The sequence below is a fragment of the Longispora sp. NPDC051575 genome (assembly GCF_040681875.1).
Classification (GTDB): domain Bacteria; phylum Actinomycetota; class Actinomycetes; order Mycobacteriales; family Micromonosporaceae; genus Longispora.
Genome location: NZ_JBFAZP010000013.1, coordinates 198,860 through 216,380 on the forward strand (window position 1 = coordinate 198,860; position 17,521 = coordinate 216,380).

General features: G+C 70.2%; 16 protein-coding genes. 8 read left to right on the forward strand and 8 right to left on the reverse strand.

Features of this window, described 5'->3' with window-relative positions:
• Positions 1-1,032 precede the first annotated feature (1,032 nt).
• The 3 genes from AB0M43_RS35020 to AB0M43_RS35030 form a co-directional block, all read right to left on the reverse strand.
• Entirely contained in the window at positions 1,033-1,632 is a 600-nt protein-coding gene (locus AB0M43_RS35020) for a hypothetical protein (RefSeq protein WP_363731037.1), read from the reverse strand.
• A 39-nt stretch (positions 1,633-1,671) separates the two neighbouring features.
• Positions 1,672-2,793, reverse strand: coding sequence for a DNA-processing protein DprA (locus AB0M43_RS35025; protein ID WP_363731040.1), 1,122 nt, complete (start codon positions 2,791-2,793; stop codon positions 1,672-1,674).
• 457 nt (positions 2,794-3,250) lie between these two features.
• Positions 3,251-4,552, reverse strand: a complete 1,302-nt coding sequence (locus AB0M43_RS35030) for a site-specific integrase (RefSeq protein ID WP_363731042.1) — start codon at positions 4,550-4,552, stop codon at positions 3,251-3,253.
• A 324-nt stretch (positions 4,553-4,876) separates the two neighbouring features.
• Between AB0M43_RS35030 and AB0M43_RS35035 the strand changes: the two genes are divergently transcribed.
• Both AB0M43_RS35035 and AB0M43_RS35040 read left to right on the forward strand, forming a co-directional pair.
• On the forward strand, positions 4,877-5,893 hold the full coding sequence (locus tag AB0M43_RS35035) for a DUF4917 family protein (RefSeq protein WP_363731044.1): 1,017 nt from the start codon (positions 4,877-4,879) through the stop codon (positions 5,891-5,893).
• A 70-nt stretch (positions 5,894-5,963) separates the two neighbouring features.
• On the forward strand, positions 5,964-6,875 hold the full coding sequence (locus tag AB0M43_RS35040; RefSeq protein ID WP_363731046.1) for a hypothetical protein: 912 nt from the start codon (positions 5,964-5,966) through the stop codon (positions 6,873-6,875).
• 245 nt (positions 6,876-7,120) lie between these two features.
• Here the strand turns inward: AB0M43_RS35040 and AB0M43_RS35045 are convergent, their stop codons facing one another.
• Both AB0M43_RS35045 and AB0M43_RS35050 read right to left on the reverse strand, forming a co-directional pair.
• Complete coding sequence (locus AB0M43_RS35045) at positions 7,121-7,459, reverse strand: hypothetical protein (RefSeq protein WP_363731048.1); 339 nt, start codon at positions 7,457-7,459, stop codon at positions 7,121-7,123.
• Positions 7,459-9,402 carry an FAD-dependent oxidoreductase gene (locus AB0M43_RS35050; RefSeq protein WP_363731051.1) on the reverse strand — a complete coding sequence of 648 codons (1,944 nt, stop codon included), beginning with the start codon at positions 9,400-9,402 and terminating at the stop codon, positions 7,459-7,461. Before AB0M43_RS35050 ends, AB0M43_RS35045 begins: the two co-directional genes overlap by 1 nt.
• A 115-nt stretch (positions 9,403-9,517) precedes the next feature.
• On the opposite strand from AB0M43_RS35050, the gene AB0M43_RS35055 reads away from it, so the two are divergent.
• On the forward strand, positions 9,518-10,564 hold the full coding sequence (locus AB0M43_RS35055; RefSeq protein ID WP_363731053.1) for a methyltransferase: 1,047 nt from the start codon (positions 9,518-9,520) through the stop codon (positions 10,562-10,564).
• 160 nt (positions 10,565-10,724) lie between these two features.
• Entirely contained in the window at positions 10,725-11,222 is a 498-nt protein-coding gene (locus AB0M43_RS35060; protein WP_363731056.1) for an acyl-CoA thioesterase, read from the forward strand.
• Between the two features lie 160 nt (positions 11,223-11,382).
• Here the strand turns inward: AB0M43_RS35060 and AB0M43_RS35065 are convergent, their stop codons facing one another.
• Complete coding sequence (locus AB0M43_RS35065) at positions 11,383-12,099, reverse strand: TIGR03089 family protein (protein WP_363731059.1); 717 nt, start codon at positions 12,097-12,099, stop codon at positions 11,383-11,385.
• A 185-nt stretch (positions 12,100-12,284) separates the two neighbouring features.
• Here AB0M43_RS35065 and AB0M43_RS35070 point away from each other — a divergent pair, with 185 nt between their 5' ends.
• The 4 genes from AB0M43_RS35070 to AB0M43_RS35085 all read left to right on the forward strand — a co-directional run bounded on the left by AB0M43_RS35070 (position 12,285) and on the right by AB0M43_RS35085 (position 16,125).
• Positions 12,285-13,037, forward strand: a complete 753-nt coding sequence (locus tag AB0M43_RS35070; RefSeq protein ID WP_363731062.1) for a CoA transferase subunit A — start codon at positions 12,285-12,287, stop codon at positions 13,035-13,037.
• A 5-nt stretch (positions 13,038-13,042) separates the two neighbouring features.
• The gene (locus tag AB0M43_RS35075; protein ID WP_363731065.1) at positions 13,043-13,675 is read left to right on the forward strand and encodes a CoA transferase subunit B; all 633 of its coding nucleotides are present in this window, start codon (positions 13,043-13,045) and stop codon (positions 13,673-13,675) included.
• Between the two features lie 194 nt (positions 13,676-13,869).
• Entirely contained in the window at positions 13,870-14,994 is a 1,125-nt protein-coding gene (locus AB0M43_RS35080) for a glycosyltransferase family 1 protein (RefSeq protein WP_363731067.1), read from the forward strand.
• A gap of 45 nt (positions 14,995-15,039) precedes the next feature.
• A complete protein-coding gene (locus AB0M43_RS35085) occupies positions 15,040-16,125 on the forward strand; it encodes a mannose-1-phosphate guanylyltransferase (protein WP_363731069.1) in 1,086 nt (361 codons plus the stop codon).
• A gap of 112 nt (positions 16,126-16,237) precedes the next feature.
• Here AB0M43_RS35085 and AB0M43_RS35090 read toward each other — a convergent pair whose 3' ends face one another.
• Both AB0M43_RS35090 and AB0M43_RS35095 read right to left on the reverse strand, forming a co-directional pair.
• The gene (locus tag AB0M43_RS35090) at positions 16,238-16,588 is read right to left on the reverse strand and encodes a hypothetical protein (RefSeq protein ID WP_363731070.1); all 351 of its coding nucleotides are present in this window, start codon (positions 16,586-16,588) and stop codon (positions 16,238-16,240) included.
• 280 nt (positions 16,589-16,868) lie between these two features.
• Complete coding sequence (locus tag AB0M43_RS35095; protein ID WP_363731073.1) at positions 16,869-17,381, reverse strand: NUDIX domain-containing protein; 513 nt, start codon at positions 17,379-17,381, stop codon at positions 16,869-16,871.
• Positions 17,382-17,521: the final 140 nt, after the last annotated feature.

Sequence of the window (17,521 nt, forward strand, 5' to 3'; positions counted from 1 at the left end):
CTGATCCTGTTGTGTCTTGACCGGTGGCCAGCTCGGGTTCGCGTGGCTGCGTCGCAGTCGTCTCGCCCGAGGCGGCGTCTTGATCGCTTGTCTTTCTACCATCGCACTCACCCGGACAGAAACCCCCCTTCGGAGCCTTGTTCGAAAATGAGTTCGAGTAGTGATGATTATTAGAGCAAATCAACGTCGCTCGTCCCGAGTTGGGTGAAATTGGGGTGAGATTTGTCCTGACTGGGCCGATACACGGCGGCATCGCCGAGGAGTCGTAGAGCTGGAGAATGCCTGGTAGAGGCATGGTTCAAGGCTGGGGAGTCGCCCGCAGGCTCATCGCCCACGCACGGGCAGCCTCGATGTGGCTGGGCTGGATCCCTCGATGATGGTCTGGCTGGATGAGCCGGGTTGGCACGCCGCTCTGCGTGCGTCGGTTCGCCCATCGGTGGTCGAGGTCGGTGAAGTCGTCGTCGATCCAGACGCGCGGTTCCCCGTTGGTCTAGGGGCTCACGACGTCACGCTTCCACAGGTAGCCGGCGGGCGGGATGACTGGTGGTGATGTCGAGGCGTGGCAGGTCGATGACCTCGAGGTTCGGGACGCCGAGCAGCGGGCGAAGAGCCGGTTGGCGTCATGTCGCCAGCTTGTGCACCAGGCCGCGTGAAACAGCAGTTCTGCGAGCAACCCGGTGATCATGTGGCCGTGGTCGGGGTTGACCCAGATCGGAACTGGACCGTCCGGGTCGTGGCCAGTGGGAACGACAAGGTGGCGGATGTGGCTGGCGGGTGGCCGTCCGTCGGAGTCCGGGTAGGGGATGAAGACTCCGTCGATGTCGAGCAGGAGCCATGGCAGGGGCATGGGGGTTCCTCCGGTCGGTCAGGGCCGAACAGCCACGACGATGAGGCAACCGGAGCTGATCGCGATGTGGGTCGGGGCAGGATACGAGAGCGTTTCGGTGACGAACAGACCGGCTTGGCGGGCCAGGTTGCGGTTGCTCAGCAGCCGCTTCGGTCGGCCCGGGTGCTCGGGGGCGGCCGGGCTGGTCATTCGCGTGCCGGCCGCAGCAGCGACCGGTCGGTGACGTGCCGGCGCGTCTCCGGATCCTCCACGACCTGGACCTCGACCCCGAGCGCGCCCCAGTCGCCGAGCACCCGCCACACGAACGGCCGATCGGCGCACCGGACCAGATCGCCTACCGCGTACTCGGCACCCGGCAGCGGATCTGGCGGCCGGGTGTCGGCGGCGGGCAGCAGGGTGTGGCCGCCGCGTTCGTCCAGCAGCCAGGCGTCCGGGATGTAGCCGTCGCGGTGCATGGCGCGGTCCAACTCGTACTCGGCGATCTCCCGGGTGGGGTAGACGCCGACGAGTTCGCAGTTCAGCCGGAGCTCGTAGCCGTTCAGGGCTGGAGCCACGAAGGCGTCGTACGGGTCGGGGGACGGTTCCCAGTTCTCGATGAGCGCGTCGACACTGCCCGCGAGTTCGCGCAGGTCTTCGGCGACGCGGGCCGCGTCGTCCCGCAGCGTGGTCATGACCAGGGTGATGGTGGTGCCGTCGGCGTCCAGCCGAATCTGCAACCGGCCCTCGTCGCTGCGGAAGGCGAAGAAGTCCGGGCGGTCTGCGCGAACGGTGACATCATCAGACACGAAAACCTCCAAAATAGACAAGGGGACAGTGGTGGCTGGTCAGCCGATGCTGATCTGGATCGGGCGGTAGGAGCCGTCCGGCGAGCGAACGGCGGCGTCGAGCACAGCTGGTTCGCGTCGGCCGCCGAACAGGAGGTCGAAGACGACATCGGCGGCGCGCTCGGCGTTGTCGGCGAGGACGTGGACGGTCGGAACCTTCCGACTCCGCCACCGGCCGTCATCCCAGGACGCCAATCCCGTCACCTCGAACAACACCGGCCCACCGGGTGCCACAGGCGGTCCGGACGCGCCGTGGGCTGCGGCGATGTCGTCGACGTCGCGGACCAGCCGGGCCCCACCCGTGGACAGGAGGCGGTCCCCGCCGTCGGAGTGATCCCAGCCGAACCGGCCCGCGACCGCGCACACGGTGCGGCCGAGCTCGGCGGCGAACGCCGCGACCTGCATCGCGCCACTGTCGGCGGAAGCCTCCGGGATCACCGTCACCGGACTCAGACTCGCCAGGAGCCGCTGCGCGATCGCCCGCCGGGGCTGCGACGGAGGGATCCCGGGTGGAAACGGGCTGACCACCCCGAAGCCCCCCGCGTCGGCGCGTTCCTCGCGTAGCCGCCCGGACACCGAAACCAACGGCTCGCCCGCGCCGACGACCACCACCGGCCCGCCGTGCTCGACGGCGGCGCGCACCGCCAGGTCGTCGACGCCGGAGCTCGCGAGCGCGACCACCGTGTATCCGACCTGAGCCAAGCCTGCGGCGAGCTGCTTGGTGGCACCCGCCCCGTACACCGAACAGTCACGTGACCCGGTCACGGTCACCGACGCCCGCAGCAGCTGTCCCAGGTCGACGTTCCCCGCGACCCACAGGCACGGCAGCTCGTCGGCGGCGGTGCCCGCCGGCCAACCGGTGTCCCCGGGGACCAGCATCCGCAGTCCGGACCCCGCCGCCGCAGCCAGCAGGTCTTGGCCGCGGTGGAGCAGCCGGTCCGCGTCGAACCAGCTCAGCGGCTCCGGTTCGGTGATGTAGCTAGGAAACACCCACCCACGCGGGGTGAGCCCGACCGCCTCGGCGACCGCCATCAACGGCTCAGGCAGCGCTTGGCCGGCGAACAGGGACAGGCCAGCCCGGACTGCGCGGACATCAGGATCAGCGAACGGATGAACGACCACGGCGACCTCCACCAGCGGCACGGACCCGGGCGTGGCCGATCGCGGCGCCGCCCGGGAGGGACGAGCGCGAAGGGCCAGGCGGGCCGGCCAGCCGTCAAGCCCACCCGCACAGGCCGAGCAGTCGGATGATCGTCGGACGGGGTGGGCTTGACGGCGGACGTAGACCGCCTGGCACCGTGCTTAGTCCCGACCGGTCGGCACCGTGCTCCGCGCGGCGAGCGGCCCGGAACGCTCGACGGGGCTTCTGCCGGGAGCGCCGCCCAGGCAATTGGTTTGGCTTGTCCTGTTCAGTAGGAAAGAAGATCCGTTGAGAACGGTGGGTGATACAGCGTCCGATTCAAGCCGATTACGCTGCCGCTCTGGAGAAACGGGGGTGCCGTCGCCGTGCTGTTTCAGATACGTTGGGCAGACGCCCATCGGCCCGTTCCCCCGTGCGAGCCGATGGGCTTCATGCTGCTCAGACCGTCGCAGCCTCCGGAAGGACGGCACGAGCGTCCTCGGGATCGCGCTGGGCCGGAGCCCGGCCGATGACTGCCTCGGCCACTACAGCTACGGCAGGGGATTCGAGACCTTCGGTCCTAACCGCGCTGGGTCCCGCCTGAGCCGTCTGCGGTGCGAGCGAGGCCATCGCGAGGTCGATCGCTGCTCGTCCGCGCTCGGGAGCGTCAGGCGTGAGGTGCCCGTAGTACTCGTAGGTGATCTCGATGGAGGAGTGCCCGAGCCATTCGCTGAGGTCGGTGATCGGCACGCCGTTGCTGAGCATGGAGGCGGCGAAGAAGTGCCGCAGCGCGTGGGTCTTGTGGAACGACGCCTTCGAGGCTTTGATCGCCGGGTGCCAGATCTGGTACCGGATGTAGTACTGGTAGACCAGACCGGTGCGGCTGGCGTTCGGGAACAGCAGCTTGTGCGGGCCGACGGTGCCGTACTTCTTGAGGTGCGCCTTGAGGACCGCCGCGACGATCGCCGGCAGCGGCACGGTGCGGCCGGGAGTCTCGACATCGCGGTGCTTGGTGTAGGGCTTGAGGCGCAGACCGGCGTTCTTGCCGCTGTCGGTCTCGCCGTCCTCGGTGACCTGCCGGTCCACGTGCAGAAGGCCCTTGCGGAAGTCGATCTGTTCCAGGCACAGGCCCATCGCCTCGGCGATGCGGAGGCCGCAGCCGGCCATCAGCCAGACCATCGCCACGTACCGGGGGTCGAAACAGGCGATCAGCGCTTCGATCTCCGCGAGGGTCGGCACCACGATCGTGCCCTTGGCCTTGCGCCGGACGTTGGCCCGCTTGCCGGGCAGCTTCGCGCGCTTGGCCGGGTTGCGGCCGAGCTCCTCGTTGTCGACGGCCCACTGTAGGGCGGAGGACAGGTACCCGAACCGGATCTGGATCGTGGTGGCGCTGTACTTCTTGGTGTCGCGCATCCACAAGATCCACGCCTGGACGTCCGCCGTCTTCAGCGGCCCGATCGTCCGGGTCTTGAAGTACGGCTTGATCGTCGTGTTGAGCATGCTGAGGTACTGCCGCACGCTGGAGCTCTCCAGGCCGCGGGTGGTCGCCCACCGCTCGAACAGCGACGTGACGAGTTCGGCGCCGAGCTTGGGCTCGATGTAGGTGCCGGTGTCGAGTTCGCGGGCCTTCTTCGTGCTGAAAGCCTCAGCGTCGACCTTCTTGAAGAACGACCGCTGACGCTGGCGCTTGGCCGGGTCGATCCAGTAGACGGTGTAACCGACACCTCCATCCGCCTGCGGGGTGATCCATGAACGGGCCATCGGGATGTTCCTTTCGTGCCCACACCGCTGGGGCGGTCGGGCGCGAGGAATCGCCCCGACCGCCATCGGCGACGGTGGGTTGAGCGGGTTAGAAGGGTGAGTTCGCCTGGGCCGCACAGCCCAGTTCATTTGCTGATATCGCGAGTATTGATGACGGATTCGGTAATCAGCAAGGATTGAACACGTTCGCTTACTGATTTGGCAATCAGCCCCCCCGTGGCGCTAAGTGAAGATCGGATAATGCGTGCAATCCGGTATGTTCTGGGTCAGTGTTGGGGCACTGATCCCGCTGGGTGGTAATTCCGGATTTGGCAGGTGACCCACATGGTGAGCTCGACGCGGCTGTACGCCTGGGCCGATATCGACAGCGAGGACTGGAAATCCTTACTGCTCGGGAACGGGTTCTCGATGAACATCTGCTCCGGCTTCGGATACCGGAAGCTGGTCGACAAGGCCCCGCTGAGGCCCTCGGCGAAGCAGATGTTCGACAGTTTCGACACCACGAACTTCGAGTTGGTGCTGGAGCGGATCCACTACGCGATCCAGGTCATCAACGCCCTCGGAACCTCGGCAAGTGATGCGGCGTTGTTGGCCGCCGAGTACAACGCCATCCGAGAGGCCCTCTTCGCCGCAGTCGGTGACACCCACATCGCACACGGGGAGATCCCTGACGAGACGCTCGATCTCTTCGCGCAGCAGTTGCTCCGGTACACGACGGTCTTCACCACCAACTACGACCTGCTGCCGTACTGGGCCTTGATGAACCTGACCGGAGGGCAGGGGTTCACCGACTTGTTCCGGTCCTCGGGCAACGATCTGGTCTTCGACTCGACCGTCGCCAACTGGAACTCGGGCTGGACCACCGTCCTCTATCTGCACGGAGGTCTGCACCTGTGGCGCGACGAGTGGACCGGCATCACCGGCAAATGGCGGGCCAACCGCGAAGCCGCGGCCCGGCTCCTCGATGGCCTGGAGGGGCGCTACGCCGACCGACCTGACCGGCAGCCCTTGCTGGTCAGCGAGGGCACGTCCTCGCACAAGAACGCGGCGATCCAACGCAGCGGCTACCTGTCGTTCGCCCTCCAGAGGCTGATCTCGGACACCGCGCCTCTCGTGGTGCTCGGGTTCAGCTTCAGCAACTCCGACAAGCACATCGTGGACGCGATCAAGGCCGGCGCGTCCGGTGGATGGATCGCCATCGGGCTGCACGTGGCCGACAGCACCTCGGGCGAGATCGCGCGAGACATGGCCGCCCTGGAGGTCGACTGTGCGGGCCGCACGGTCGTGTTCTTCGACGCCGCCACCCACCCGCTGACGGCGTCAAGCCTCAGAGTGAAATGATCATATTCGGGAGCCTCGCGCCTGAAATCGGATGGCTCATCACGCGTGTCTGGATATACTCTCGGTAACCATGACAAGCCCCGCTGATGATCGTGCGCCCCGCGCGTTCGGGCTCGCCCGGATGAAGCCGGGCCAGGCCGACTGTGGCCTGTGCGGCCTCTCCGCCCCGATGACCAAGGCCCACGTGCCAGCGCAGATGGCAGGCAACGGTCCGACGGTCCGACGAGCGCGCTACGTCAGCAAGCTCCGCTCGACGGAGGGCAAGGAGCGCTTCGTCGAGCTCGGTCGGGCGGCCGATGGGGGCCTGTGGGTGTACGGGCTGTGCGACCCCTGCAACAGGGTGATCCAGGCCCCCTTCGAGATCCGCTACAAGGAGCTCGCCGCCATGTTCAAGGGGCTGTGGAACCGCGACCTGACGCTCTCTGTTCCCTCGCCGGTGACCGTCCCCGACGTGATCTTCCATCCGGGTGCCGTCGCTCGGGCCGTGGTAATCGGCATGTACGCGATGAACCCGGCTCTGCGCGGACTGTACCCGCAGCTGGCCGACACCTTGGGGAACGGCGACGCCAAGATCGTCCTTCCTCCCGATCTGAAGCTGCGCCTTGCGATCGCACGGGGCCGAGGAGCACGTATCGCCGGAGGTGGAGGCGGGCTCGTCATCGGGCAGACGACTGCCGGCAAGCCCGTCGGGATCATCAGCTTCGGTTCCATCTACTTCCCGCCGCTGGCCTGGCAGTTCGTCGCGTCCGACGCGGCACCACTTCTCGACCGGCAAGGATGGGCGGACGTCTCAAATTGGCTGGAGATCGACCCGGCCGACGAGCGCCTGTTCTCCACCGTGTGCACCACCAGCCTGCCGCTCGCGATGCACCCGACCCATGACCCCGCCTTCCGCCACACGTGGATCGAATTGGGAGTGCCCGGCAGCTCCGAGTCTGTGGAGTGCGCCAACCTGCCCAGCAACCTGCTCGGTAAACTTTGAGCGCCGTTAGCGGGCTTCATCTGCGTTGAGTGCGGGGAGCGAACTGTCGGAATTCGCGATCCTGGGTAAATCCTGGGGAGCGGCTTCCCTGTACAGTGTTTTCCCAGCTCAGAGGCAACCTTGCCTAAGATCACCCAGATCTACGAGGGTACGAACCAGGTGCAGCGGATCGTGATGGCCCGCCAGCTCCTGAAGGACTAGGACCGCGAGGGGCGGGCATACCGGCAGGTGTGCCCGCCACCGGTTCAGCGGTTCGCCGCGAACACGTGCCCCGGGTCGAGCGCGTCCTTGAGCCGCTGGTGCAGGGGCGTCCTGGGCGTCGGGTGGTCGACATCGGTCCGGTACGGCGCGAAGCCGTGCGCCGTGAACGTCCCGTGCAGCAGGTCCAGGGTGCGGTGCGCGTCCGTGACGGCACCGGGGTCCTCGGGCGCGAACCGGAGGCTGACCAGGTGGTCGATGGTGTCGGCGTCGAGCACGTTCAGGATGAGGGCCGCCGGTGCGGTCCCGCCGTGCCGGGCGCGGTCGGCCAGGTCGGCGGCGAGGGTCACCGCTCCGCCGTCGAACGGGACGAGGGGCAGGAACATCAGCAGTCCCCGCGCGGCGTCCATCTCCCGGGCCGGGTGGCCGGTCTTGTGGACGAAGAGGGCGTCGGCGGGGTCCGACAGCCCGGCGTAGGCGTCGTGCACCAGGTGCTGGCCGGCGCGGGTGACAGGGGTGTTCCGTACGCGGCCCGGGTCACCAGGTGGCTCAGGGTGCTGACGAGGTCGCGGGTACCGGTCAGGCAGACGTGCACGAGGTGCTGGTCGGCGATGCCGTGGGCGCGGGCCGCGACCGGGTTGAAGATCTTGGTGTTCGGCGGGACGAGGCCCTGCGCGGTCCAGGTGCGGAGCAGGTCGACGGCCTCACCGAGCGCTTCGGCGCGGAAGGTGAACGGCAGGATCCGGATCGCCTCCGGCCGGGGGAGCAGCCGGATCGTCGCGGCGGTCACCACGGCCAGGTCGGACTGCGTGAACAGCTGGTTGAGCGCCGGGCCGCGGCCGTGGGGCCAGACGGCGGCGGGCTGACCGGCGTCGGGCCACCAGCCGGTGCGGACCTGGCTGCCGTCGGCGAGGACGAGTTCGAGGCCGGCGAGGTCGTCGACGCGGGGCCGGTGCAGCCCGACGCCGCGGTCGAGGATGTTGCCGATGACGCTGGTGTGCTGGGACGCGCCAGTGAGGTTGAGCATCCGGTCGGTGCCGTCGAGGCGGCGGGCGAGCGCGCCCTGGATGACGCCCGGCTCGATGACGGCGTAGCCGCGCCGGGTGTCCACGGCCCGGATCCGGTTCAGGCCGGCGAGGTCGAGGACCGTGACGCCGTCCTCGACGGGCTGGCGCGAGCCCAGGCCCCAGTTGTACCCGGTGCTGACCGGGTGGAACCGGCGCCCGTTCGCGGACCGGATCAGCTCGGCGACCCGCTCGGGGGTGTCGGGGCGCAGGACGTCGGCGATGATCCGCTGCCGGAACCGGCCCGCGTCGGGCCGCGCGGTCGGCGGCGTGCCGGGCTCCTGGCGGAGGTGGGTGAGGCGCTGCCGGGCGAGCTTGACCGCCGAGGCGACCCCGCTCTCCTGCTTGCCGGCGCTCGTGTGTTCCATGAGCAGGCTCAGTCCGCTGCCGCCGCCGAACCGGTCGCAGACCCAGATGTGCGCGTCGTACATCTCCCGCACGGCTGCGTGCAGGGCGGTCGCGGACTCCGGGGCGAGCCGGTCGACGGTCCCACTGCGCTTGAGGGTCCGGAACTGGGCCACGAGTTCGTTGTGGTCGCGGGTCTGCAGGCCGCTGAAGCCGACGTTCACGGTGGGCGGGACCATCGTCACCCGGATCTCGTCGTACAGCTCGGCGGGGAAGTCCGCCGCGTACCGCATCGCGTGCGCGCTGCTGCGGCACAGCCAGGCGAACAGCCGCACCGCCTCGTTCTCCCCGGCGACGTCGGTGGCGCGCCGCACCTGCCGGACGGCGACGGCGAGCAGTTGCAGCATGACGAAGAACCGCTGGTGGCCGACCTGCCAGCGGTGGTGGGCGGCGGCGACCGGGTCGGCGGGGGCCCAGGGCACGTCGAGGACGGGCGGCTGCTTGCCGTCGGTCAGGTAGCTGGTGACGCCGAGCAGCATGCTCTCGGGGTCGGCGTCGAGGGTGGAGCCGTGTCGGACGAGGTCGTCCTGGACTAAGAGGTCGCTGGCCAGCAGGGCCCCGGCGAGCAGCGCGGCACTGTCGCCGGTCGCGCGCCGCACCGCGAAGTACCGGTCGTGGACGTCGCTGTTGGGTGCCGTGGTGGGCTCCGCGGCGGCGCCCCGGTCGAGGTGCGGCCCGCACCAGGCGAGCAGGTCGGCGCGGGCCGCCCCGGCGTCCGCCCCGGTGTCGAGGGCCACGGCGTGGTCGCGGGGCATGCGCCTCAGGATCTTCTCCAGGTGGGCCACGACCGTGGTGGTGGTCTGCGGCAGTTCGCTCGGCAGGGGCAACACCAGGGTGGCCCGGCTGATGTCGGTCGACATCGACGCTCTCCTCGGGATGGGCAGTTCGACTGCCTCGGAACAAGTTCCCGATAAGATACCCTCAAATCGGACATTAGTTCCTTTTTCAGGCACATGTGAGGCGGAGGTCATCGCGTTGACGATCGAACTGGTCGAGGAGAGTTCCACGCTCACCCCGGCGCCCCTGTTGGAGCTGACCACGGGCTTCTGGAGGTTCAAGACCCTCGCGGCGGCCGTCGAGCTGGGGCTGTTCGCCACCCTGTCCCGGCGCGGCACCGCCGACACCGCCGAGATCGCCGCCGACCTGGGCCTGCTGCCCCGGCCGGTCCGGGGCCTGCTGAGTTCCTGCGTGGCGCTCGGCCTGCTCGACCGGCGCGACGGCCGGTACCGCAACTCCGAGCTCGCCGAGCGGTTCCTCGTCCCCGGCCGGCCGCACTACTTCGGCGGCTTCGTCGAGTACTCCGACAAGCACGCCTACCCCGCCTGGCACCGGTTGCAGGAGGCGCTGCGGGACGACCGGCCCACCACCTGGGACTCCGGGGCCCAGGCGACCCCGTTCGTGACCACCGACCCGGCGATCCTGGCGGGATTCTGGGAGGCGATGTTCACCATCTCCGCGTTCACCGCCGACGCCCTGGCCGACGCGTACGACTTCACCGCCCACACCCGGCTGCTGGACGTCGGGGGCGGCACCGGGCCGTTCCCGGTGGGGCTGTGCCGGCGCTACCCGCACCTGCGCGCCACGGTCCTCGACCTGCCGCACATCACCCGGATGACCCGCCAACGGATGGTCGACCTCGGCATGTCCGACGTCGTCGCGGCCCACGACGGGGACTTCCTCGCCGACCCGGAGCTGCCCGCCGGGCACGACGTGATCCTGCTCAGCATGATCCTGCACGACTGGGGCCCCGACACCGGGCGCGAGCTCCTGGCCAAGTGCCACGCCGCCCTGCCGCCCGGCGGCGCCGTCATCATCTGCGAGCTCGTCCTCGACGACGACGAGTCCGGGCCCGCCCCGGCCGCGCTGATGGGCCTGAACATGCTGGTGGAGACGCGCGCCGGGTTCAACTACACCTACGCGGAGTACCGCGACTGGCTGCTCGGCGCCGGATTCGTCGACGTCCGCTCCGTCCCGCTGGCGGCGGCCGGGGCGAACGCGGCCATCGTCGCCCGCAGACCCTGACAGCCAGAACCCAGATCAAGAACCCTTCGACGGGTACGAGTGGGGCGGTCGCCGGTGCGCGCGGACGGGGGCCTCGCATGTCGTCCCGGGCACCGGCGGGACCGCCGCGGTGATCGAGATCATCGAGCGGACCCGCTTCCCAGGATGCGAGACTCCGGGCATGACAGGTGTACCGACGTCCTACTCCCGCGTGACCCTCAGCCGGATCATGGTCCAGACGGACGTGAACCTCTACGGCACGGTGCACGGCGGCGCGATCATGAAGTTCATCGACGACGCCGCCGGGGCGGCCGCGGCCCGGCACGCCGGGGGCAACGCCGTCACCGCCTCGATCGACGAGATCGTACTGTCCACGCCCGTCCGGGTCGGCGACCTCGTCCACGCCCAGGCGCAGGTCAACTGGGTCGGCCGGACGAGCATGGAGATCGGCGTCCGGGTACTCGCCGAGCGCTGGAACGAGGCCGGCACCGAACCCCTACCGGTCGCGACGGCCTACCTGGTGTTCGTACACGTCGACGCCGACGGCAAGCCCCGGCCGATCCGCCCCGTGGTCCCCGAGACCCCGGAGGACAAGCAGCGGCTGCACGAGGCGGAGATCCGCCGGGAGCACCGCCTGGCCCGCCGCCAGGCCATCCTGGCCTCCCGCGACCGCACCTGACCCCCAGCCAGGAGCGGCGCTCCGCACCGCCCCCACCCTCGACGCGCAGCTGACGCGGGATAGGTCGGCGGGCTCGGCTTTGAAGGGAGAAGAGCCTTTGACTCTCCCCAACCGAACCCGCCACGGACGTCCCCACGACGACCACGTCCCGGTAAGGCCCCTACAACGCCCGCGTGACCTTCTCCGAAGCCGCCCGGGACTCCAACTTCGACTCGTCCGCGTCCTTGCACAATACGATCGACGCCCCCGCCGCCAACGGCGCCAACAACCAGTCCAACGGCCGGCTCGGCGCCGCGACCAGCACCCGGTCGTCCCCGGTCAACCCCAGCTCCGCCGCCCGGTCGCGGGCCCGCTCGACCAGCCCCGCATGGGTCACCTCCGCGCCCCCCGGCAGGTGCACGAGCCCTGGCGCGTCGGGATCGGCCGCCGGGCCGCCGTAGAAGTCGCCGAAGTTGCGGACCTCCAGGACGTAGTCGAGGACACCCTCGGGCGGGTTGCGCAGCGGCATGGCCATCGGGGCCAGCGAGAGCCCGTACACCTCAGGGCTGTTCTGTTCCTCGAACCTGTCCGCCGCGCTGAACGCGATGTCGACCTGCTCGCCCACGTGGTGGCTGACCGACAGGCCGGCCCGCCAGCAGCCGAGGAGCACCGCCGCCGTCTGCCAGTGCGGGGGCAGCGCGACGGCCGCCGTGTCGCCGTGGCCCAGGCCGTGCCCGTCCACCAGCAGGTTCGCCGTCTTGGACACCCAGTTGTCGAGGGTGACCGCCGACAGTTCGGTCCGCTCGCCGGTCGAGTCGTCGTAGAAGGTGAGCAGCGGCCGGGCGGGGTCTGCGGCGAGTGCGGCGGCGAGCAGCCCCGCCGGGGTGCGGATCGTCATGCCACCCAGCCTACGACCAGCCCCGCGGGCCCCCGCCAGCCCGCGCGCCGGCGCTGGCGGCGGCGGGTTCGGCCGGTGCGACGAGCCCGGCGGGAAGGTGTGGGTCTGACGCACACCGACACGGGCCACCGGCTTCTGTAACGTGTGCCCTCGATGCTGCCGTCTCACTGAGGAGAACGCACACCATGGACAAGACTGTCGCCACCGCGGCGGAGGCCGTGGCCGACATCCCGGACGGCGCGTCGATCGCCGTCGGTGGATTCGGCCTGTGTGGCATTCCGAGCGGCCTGATCCGGGCACTGCTGGACACCGGGGTCTCCGGCCTGCGGACCGTGTCCAACAACTGCGGCGTCGACGACTGGGGCCTCGGGCAACTGCTCGCCGAGCACCGGATCGCCCGCACCACCGGCTCGTACGTGGGGGAGAACAAGGAGTTCGCCCGGCAGTACCTGTCCGGTGAGCTGGAGGTCGAGCTGGTTCCGCAGGGCACCCTCGCCGAGCGGCTGCGCGCCGGTGGGGCCGGCATCCCCGGGTTCTACACCCCGGCCGGGGTCGGCACCCAGGTGGCGGACGGCGGGCTGCCGTGGCGGTACAACACCGACGGGTCGGTGGCCGTGGCCTCCCCGCCGAAGGAGGTCCGCGAGTTCGCCGGGCGCGACTACGTCCTGGAAGAGGGCATCGTCACCGACTTCGCGCTGGTCCGGGCCACGAAGGGCGACAGGCACGGGAACCTGGTGTTCCACTCCAGTACCCGCAACTTCAACCCGCTCTGCGCGATGGCCGGCAAGATCACGATCGCCGAGGTCGAGGAGCTGGTCGAGCCGGGTCAGCTGGACCCCGACGAGGTGCACCTCCCCGGCATCTTCGTCCAGCGCGTCGTCGCCGTGGGCGTCGGCGAGAAGCGCATCGAGCGCGTCACGACCCGGAAGAAGGGCTGATCACCATGGCACTCACCCGTGACGAGATGGCCGCCCGCGCGGCGCAGGAACTGACCGACGGCCAGTACGTCAACCTGGGCATCGGCCTGCCGACCCTGATCCCGAACTACCTGCCCGAGGGCATCCACGTCGTCCTGCACTCCGAGAACGGCATCCTCGGCACCGGCCCCTACCCGTACGAGGGCGAGGAGGACCCGGACCTGATCAACGCCGGCAAGGAGACGGTCACGGTGAACCCCGGGGCCGCGTACTTCGACTCGGCGCTGTCCTTCGGCATGATCCGCGGCGGGCACATCGACGTCGCGGTCCTCGGCGCGATGCAGGTCTCGGCGGCCGGCGACCTGGCCAACTGGACCGTGCCCGGCAAGATGGTCAAGGGCATGGGCGGCGCGATGGACCTCGTGCACGGCGCGCGCAAGGTGATCGTCCTGATGGAGCACGTCGCCAAGGACGGCTCGCACAAGATCGTGGCCGAGTGCACCCTGCCGTACACCGGGCTGAAGGTCGTCGACCGGATCATCACCGACCTCGCTGTGGTCGACGTCACTCCCGACGGCCTGCGGCTCGTGGAGACGGCTCCCGGCGTGTCGGTGGACGACGTCCGGGCCGCGACAGGCCCTGAGCTGCTCGTCTCCTAGGTTCCGGAGCTGCGGTCCCGCAGTTGCCCGATGGGGTCGGCGCGCCCACCCCATCGGGCAACCACCGGGCCCCGGGGTCGCCAGCGGGTGTCTGATGAGTGTCGACTTGGCGACGGCTGGACCGGCGGTGCCGACTCGGGCGATGACCGGCGTAGGCTTCGTGACGAAAGCCACACGCGAAGGAGGGTGTTGCTGTGCCCCGGGTCCTCGTCGACGCGACCAGTGTTCCGGCTGACAGAGGTGGGGTCGGTCGTTACCTTGACGGCCTGCTCGGTGCTCTGTCCAGCCTTCCGGTCGATCTCATGGTGGTGTCACAACGCAGTGACGCCGAGCGGTACGCCCGGCTCCTGCCGCGTGCCGAGGTGATCGCGGCCCCTGGGGCGGTGAACCACCGGCCGACAAGACTGGCCTGGGAGCAGACCGGCCTGCCGCTGCTCGCCCAGCAGGTCAAGGCGAACGTGCTGCACGCGCCGTTCTACACCTGCCCGCTTCGCGCACCCTGTCCGGTCACCGTGACGGTGCACGACGCGACGTTCTTCACCGAGCCGGAGCACTACGACAAGTCCCGGCGCACCTTCTTCCGCAGCGCGATCAAGACGTCGATGCGGCGCGCCAGCCGGGTGATCGTGCCCAGCAAGGCCACCCGCGATGAGCTGATCCGGCTGCTGGACGCCGACCCGACGAAGATCGACGTGGCGTACCACGGGGTGGACACCCTCGCGTTCTACCCGCCGTCGGAGGACGAGAAGGCCCGGGTCCGGGCGCGGCTCGGGCTCGGCGACACGCCGTACATCGCGTTCCTCGGGGCCAAGGAGCCGCGCAAGAACGTACCGAACCTGATCCGGGGCTGGATCGCGGCCGTCACCGACCGGACCGACCCGCCGGTGCTGGTCATCGCGGGCGGCTCCGGCCACGACGACGACATCGACAAGGCCGCCTCCGAGGTCCCCGGACACCTGCGCCTGCTGCGCCCCGGCTACCTGCGGTACGCGGACCTGCCCGGTTACCTGGGCGGCGCCGTCATCGCGGCGTACCCGTCGCATGGTGAGGGTTTCGGCCTGCCGATCCTGGAGGCCATGGCCTGCGGGGCACCCGTGCTGACCACGCCCCGGCTGTCGCTGCCGGAGGTCGGGGGCGACGCGGTGGCCTACACCGGGGAGGAGTCCGACGTGATCGGCGCCGACCTGGCCTCGCTGCTCGACGACGCGCCCCGCCGGGCCCAGCTGTCGGTGGCCGGCCAGACCCGGGCCAAGGAGTTCACCTGGGCGTCCAGCGCCGAGGTGCACGTGGCCGCGTGGAACCGGGCGGCGGGCCTGTGAGCCGCCGGTTGGGGCCAGCCCCCTTCTCCCGGGCATAATGCACCAATGCTGTACTCGGTCATTCCCGCTGGCGGCAGCGGCACCCGGCTCTGGCCGCTGTCCCGCGCCGGTCACCCGAAGTTCCTGCACCCGCTGACCGGCTCCGACCGGTCGCTCCTGCAGGCCACGGTCGAACGCCTGGCGCCGCTGTCCCCGGGCGACCGGGTCTACGTGGTGACGGGCGTCTCGCACGCCGTCGCCGTGTCCCGGCAGCTCCCCGACATCCCCGAGGCGAACATCCTCGTGGAGCCCTCGCAGCGCGACTCGTGCGCGGCGATCGGCCTCGCGGCGGCCGTGATCGCCGGGCGCGACCCGGGCGCGATCATGGGCGTGTTCTCCGCAGACCACCTGATCGGCGACGAGCCCCGGTTCGTCGAGGTGATCCGCGAGGCGATGGCCGCCGCCGCCGCCGGGTACCTGGCGACGCTGGGCATCACCCCCACCCGGCCCGAGACCGGCTTCGGCTACCTCAAGCTCGGCGCGCCGGTGCACGGGGCCGCGCGCCAGGTCGAGGAGTTCAAGGAGAAGCCGGCCCACGCGCTGGCGGTGCAGTACACGGATTCCGGCGAGTACCTGTGGAACGCCGGCATGTTCGTCTTCCAGGTCGAGACGTTCCTGGCCGAGCTGGCCCGGCAGAAGCCCGAGCTGCACGCGGGCGTCGTCGCCATCGCCGCAGCCTGGGACACCGACGACCGGGACACCGTCCTCGCGGACCTGTGGCCCGGCCTGGAGAAGATCTCCATCGACTACGCGGTGATGGAGGGCGCGGCCGCCGCAGGCCGGGTCGTCACCGTCCCGGGCGACTTCCCGTGGAGCGACGTCGGCGACTTCCACGCCCTCGGCGAGTCGCTGCCCGCCGACGAGTCCGGCAACCTGATCCTCGGCGGGGAGAGCGCCACCGTCCTCACCCGCGACGTCAAGGACTCGGTGATCGTCTCCGGCTCCGGGCGGGTCGTGGCGGCGATCGGGGTGGACAACCTCGTGATCGTCGACACCCCCGACGCTCTGATGGTGGTACCGCGCGGGCGGGCGCAGGAGGTCAAGCAGATCGTGGACGAGTTGAAGGCGCGGGGCGAGGACCGGTACGTCTGACGGGTGGGCCGGGCCCGGTGAGCTGACTTGGACATGGGCTCGGCTGGGCGGTCGGCCCGGTGGGGTCCGAGCTGGCGGTGGGCCGCGCAGGGCGGGTGCGCGGCCGTGGTGTTCAGCTCAGGCGCCAGATCCGCCAGTCGCCGGACTCGTCGACCTGGAGCTGGTAGCCGAACGCGGGATCCAGGGGCAGCGGGCCGTTCGGGGTCGGCAGGGCCTCCAACGGCCGGTCGTCGTCCACCAGGCGGTAGGTGTGGCCGAACTCCGTCCACACCCCGCCCGAGACGGTCCACGTGTCCCCGTCGTGGATGACGCCGTACGCGTCGCCGGGGGTCATCCAGTAGCAGTACATGCCGTCGCCGTCGTCGGCTCCGTCGTCGTGCAACTGGTACCCGACGACCCGGGCCAGGCCCTCCGCCGAACTCGTGTCGAGGGTGCCGAGGATCGTCGCCGTGTGCGGGGTCATGCTGCGCCTCCCAGGAAAGCTCCAGTGGTCCGGATTCGCGTCCAGCCCGACGGAGGATGGCCCCCGCCGGGTTGGACGCGTTCTCTCCTGGTGAGACTTCGGGCGTGTCCGGGCGTGACGCGACTTTTCGCCGCGCTGTGCCCACATATTTCGGGTGGGGCCGACCCGGGCTCCAGGTGGCGCCTGGTTCGTCACGGGGCGCACGGGGCCGTTCACGCGGTGCGACGAGTACCCGTCAGGGTGCCGCCGGGCGGCCAGGCCAAGGAGCGCGCGGGCTGCGTCAGGCGTGGCGGACGGCCGCCAGGGCCGGGGCGATCAGGCACTCCGTCGCGTCGGCCAGCGGGGACGGCAACGAGCCCACCGGGAACCAGCCCAGCTCGTCGGACTCCTCGCTCACCGTGAACACGGCGCCCTCGGGGGCCACCGCCACGTAGCGCACGTCGTGGTGCGCCGAGCCGCCGCCGCACCCCACCGGGTGCACGTCGAAGTGGATCGGCTCCGGGTGCAGTACCAGGTCGGGGATGCCGCTCTCCTCGACGGCCTCCCGCAGGGCCGCGTCCGCGAGGGTGGCGTCGCCCGGTTCGAGGTGGCCGCCGAGTTGTACCCATCTGCTGAATTTGGGGTGCAGGGTGAGGAGCACCTCGGCGTGGTCGTGCGAGAGGACCAGGGTCGAGGCGGTGACATGGCCGGCCAGGTGCGCGCGGGTGAGCGCGACGGGGCCGGCGGTGAGGAGTTCGGCGGTGCGGGGGACGTCGCGGAAGACGCGGACGGCGTCGTCGTACAGCGGGTTCATCGGGCCTGCCAGCGGGTCGGAGGAGTGGTGGTCGTGCCGGGGCGCGCCGTCGGCGGAGCGGGTCGCGGCGGGCGCGCGGAACCGGGCGGTTCGGCGTGCCGCGTGGGGTGCCCGGGGCGGTCGGCGGCGCGGCGGCCGCG

Coding starts and splice junctions, on each gene's coding strand:
- AB0M43_RS35045 (WP_363731048.1), bottom strand. CDS start 7,459: ATGTTCCTGCCCCTCGTCCCGTTCGACGGCGGAGCGGTGACCCTCGCC.
- AB0M43_RS35075 (WP_363731065.1), top strand. CDS start 13,043: ATGGCACTCACCCGTGACGAGATGGCCGCCCGCGCGGCGCAGGAACTG.
- AB0M43_RS35095 (WP_363731073.1), bottom strand. CDS start 17,381: ATGAACCCGCTGTACGACGACGCCGTCCGCGTCTTCCGCGACGTCCCC.
- AB0M43_RS35070 (WP_363731062.1), top strand. CDS start 12,285: ATGGACAAGACTGTCGCCACCGCGGCGGAGGCCGTGGCCGACATCCCG.
- AB0M43_RS35035 (WP_363731044.1), top strand. CDS start 4,877: ATGGTGAGCTCGACGCGGCTGTACGCCTGGGCCGATATCGACAGCGAG.
- AB0M43_RS35060 (WP_363731056.1), top strand. CDS start 10,725: ATGACAGGTGTACCGACGTCCTACTCCCGCGTGACCCTCAGCCGGATC.
- AB0M43_RS35030 (WP_363731042.1), bottom strand. CDS start 4,552: ATGGCCCGTTCATGGATCACCCCGCAGGCGGATGGAGGTGTCGGTTAC.
- AB0M43_RS35090 (WP_363731070.1), bottom strand. CDS start 16,588: ATGACCCCGCACACGGCGACGATCCTCGGCACCCTCGACACGAGTTCG.
- AB0M43_RS35065 (WP_363731059.1), bottom strand. CDS start 12,099: ATGACGATCCGCACCCCGGCGGGGCTGCTCGCCGCCGCACTCGCCGCA.
- AB0M43_RS35050 (WP_363731051.1), bottom strand. CDS start 9,402: ATGTCGACCGACATCAGCCGGGCCACCCTGGTGTTGCCCCTGCCGAGC.
- AB0M43_RS35085 (WP_363731069.1), top strand. CDS start 15,040: ATGCTGTACTCGGTCATTCCCGCTGGCGGCAGCGGCACCCGGCTCTGG.
- AB0M43_RS35040 (WP_363731046.1), top strand. CDS start 5,964: ATGACAAGCCCCGCTGATGATCGTGCGCCCCGCGCGTTCGGGCTCGCC.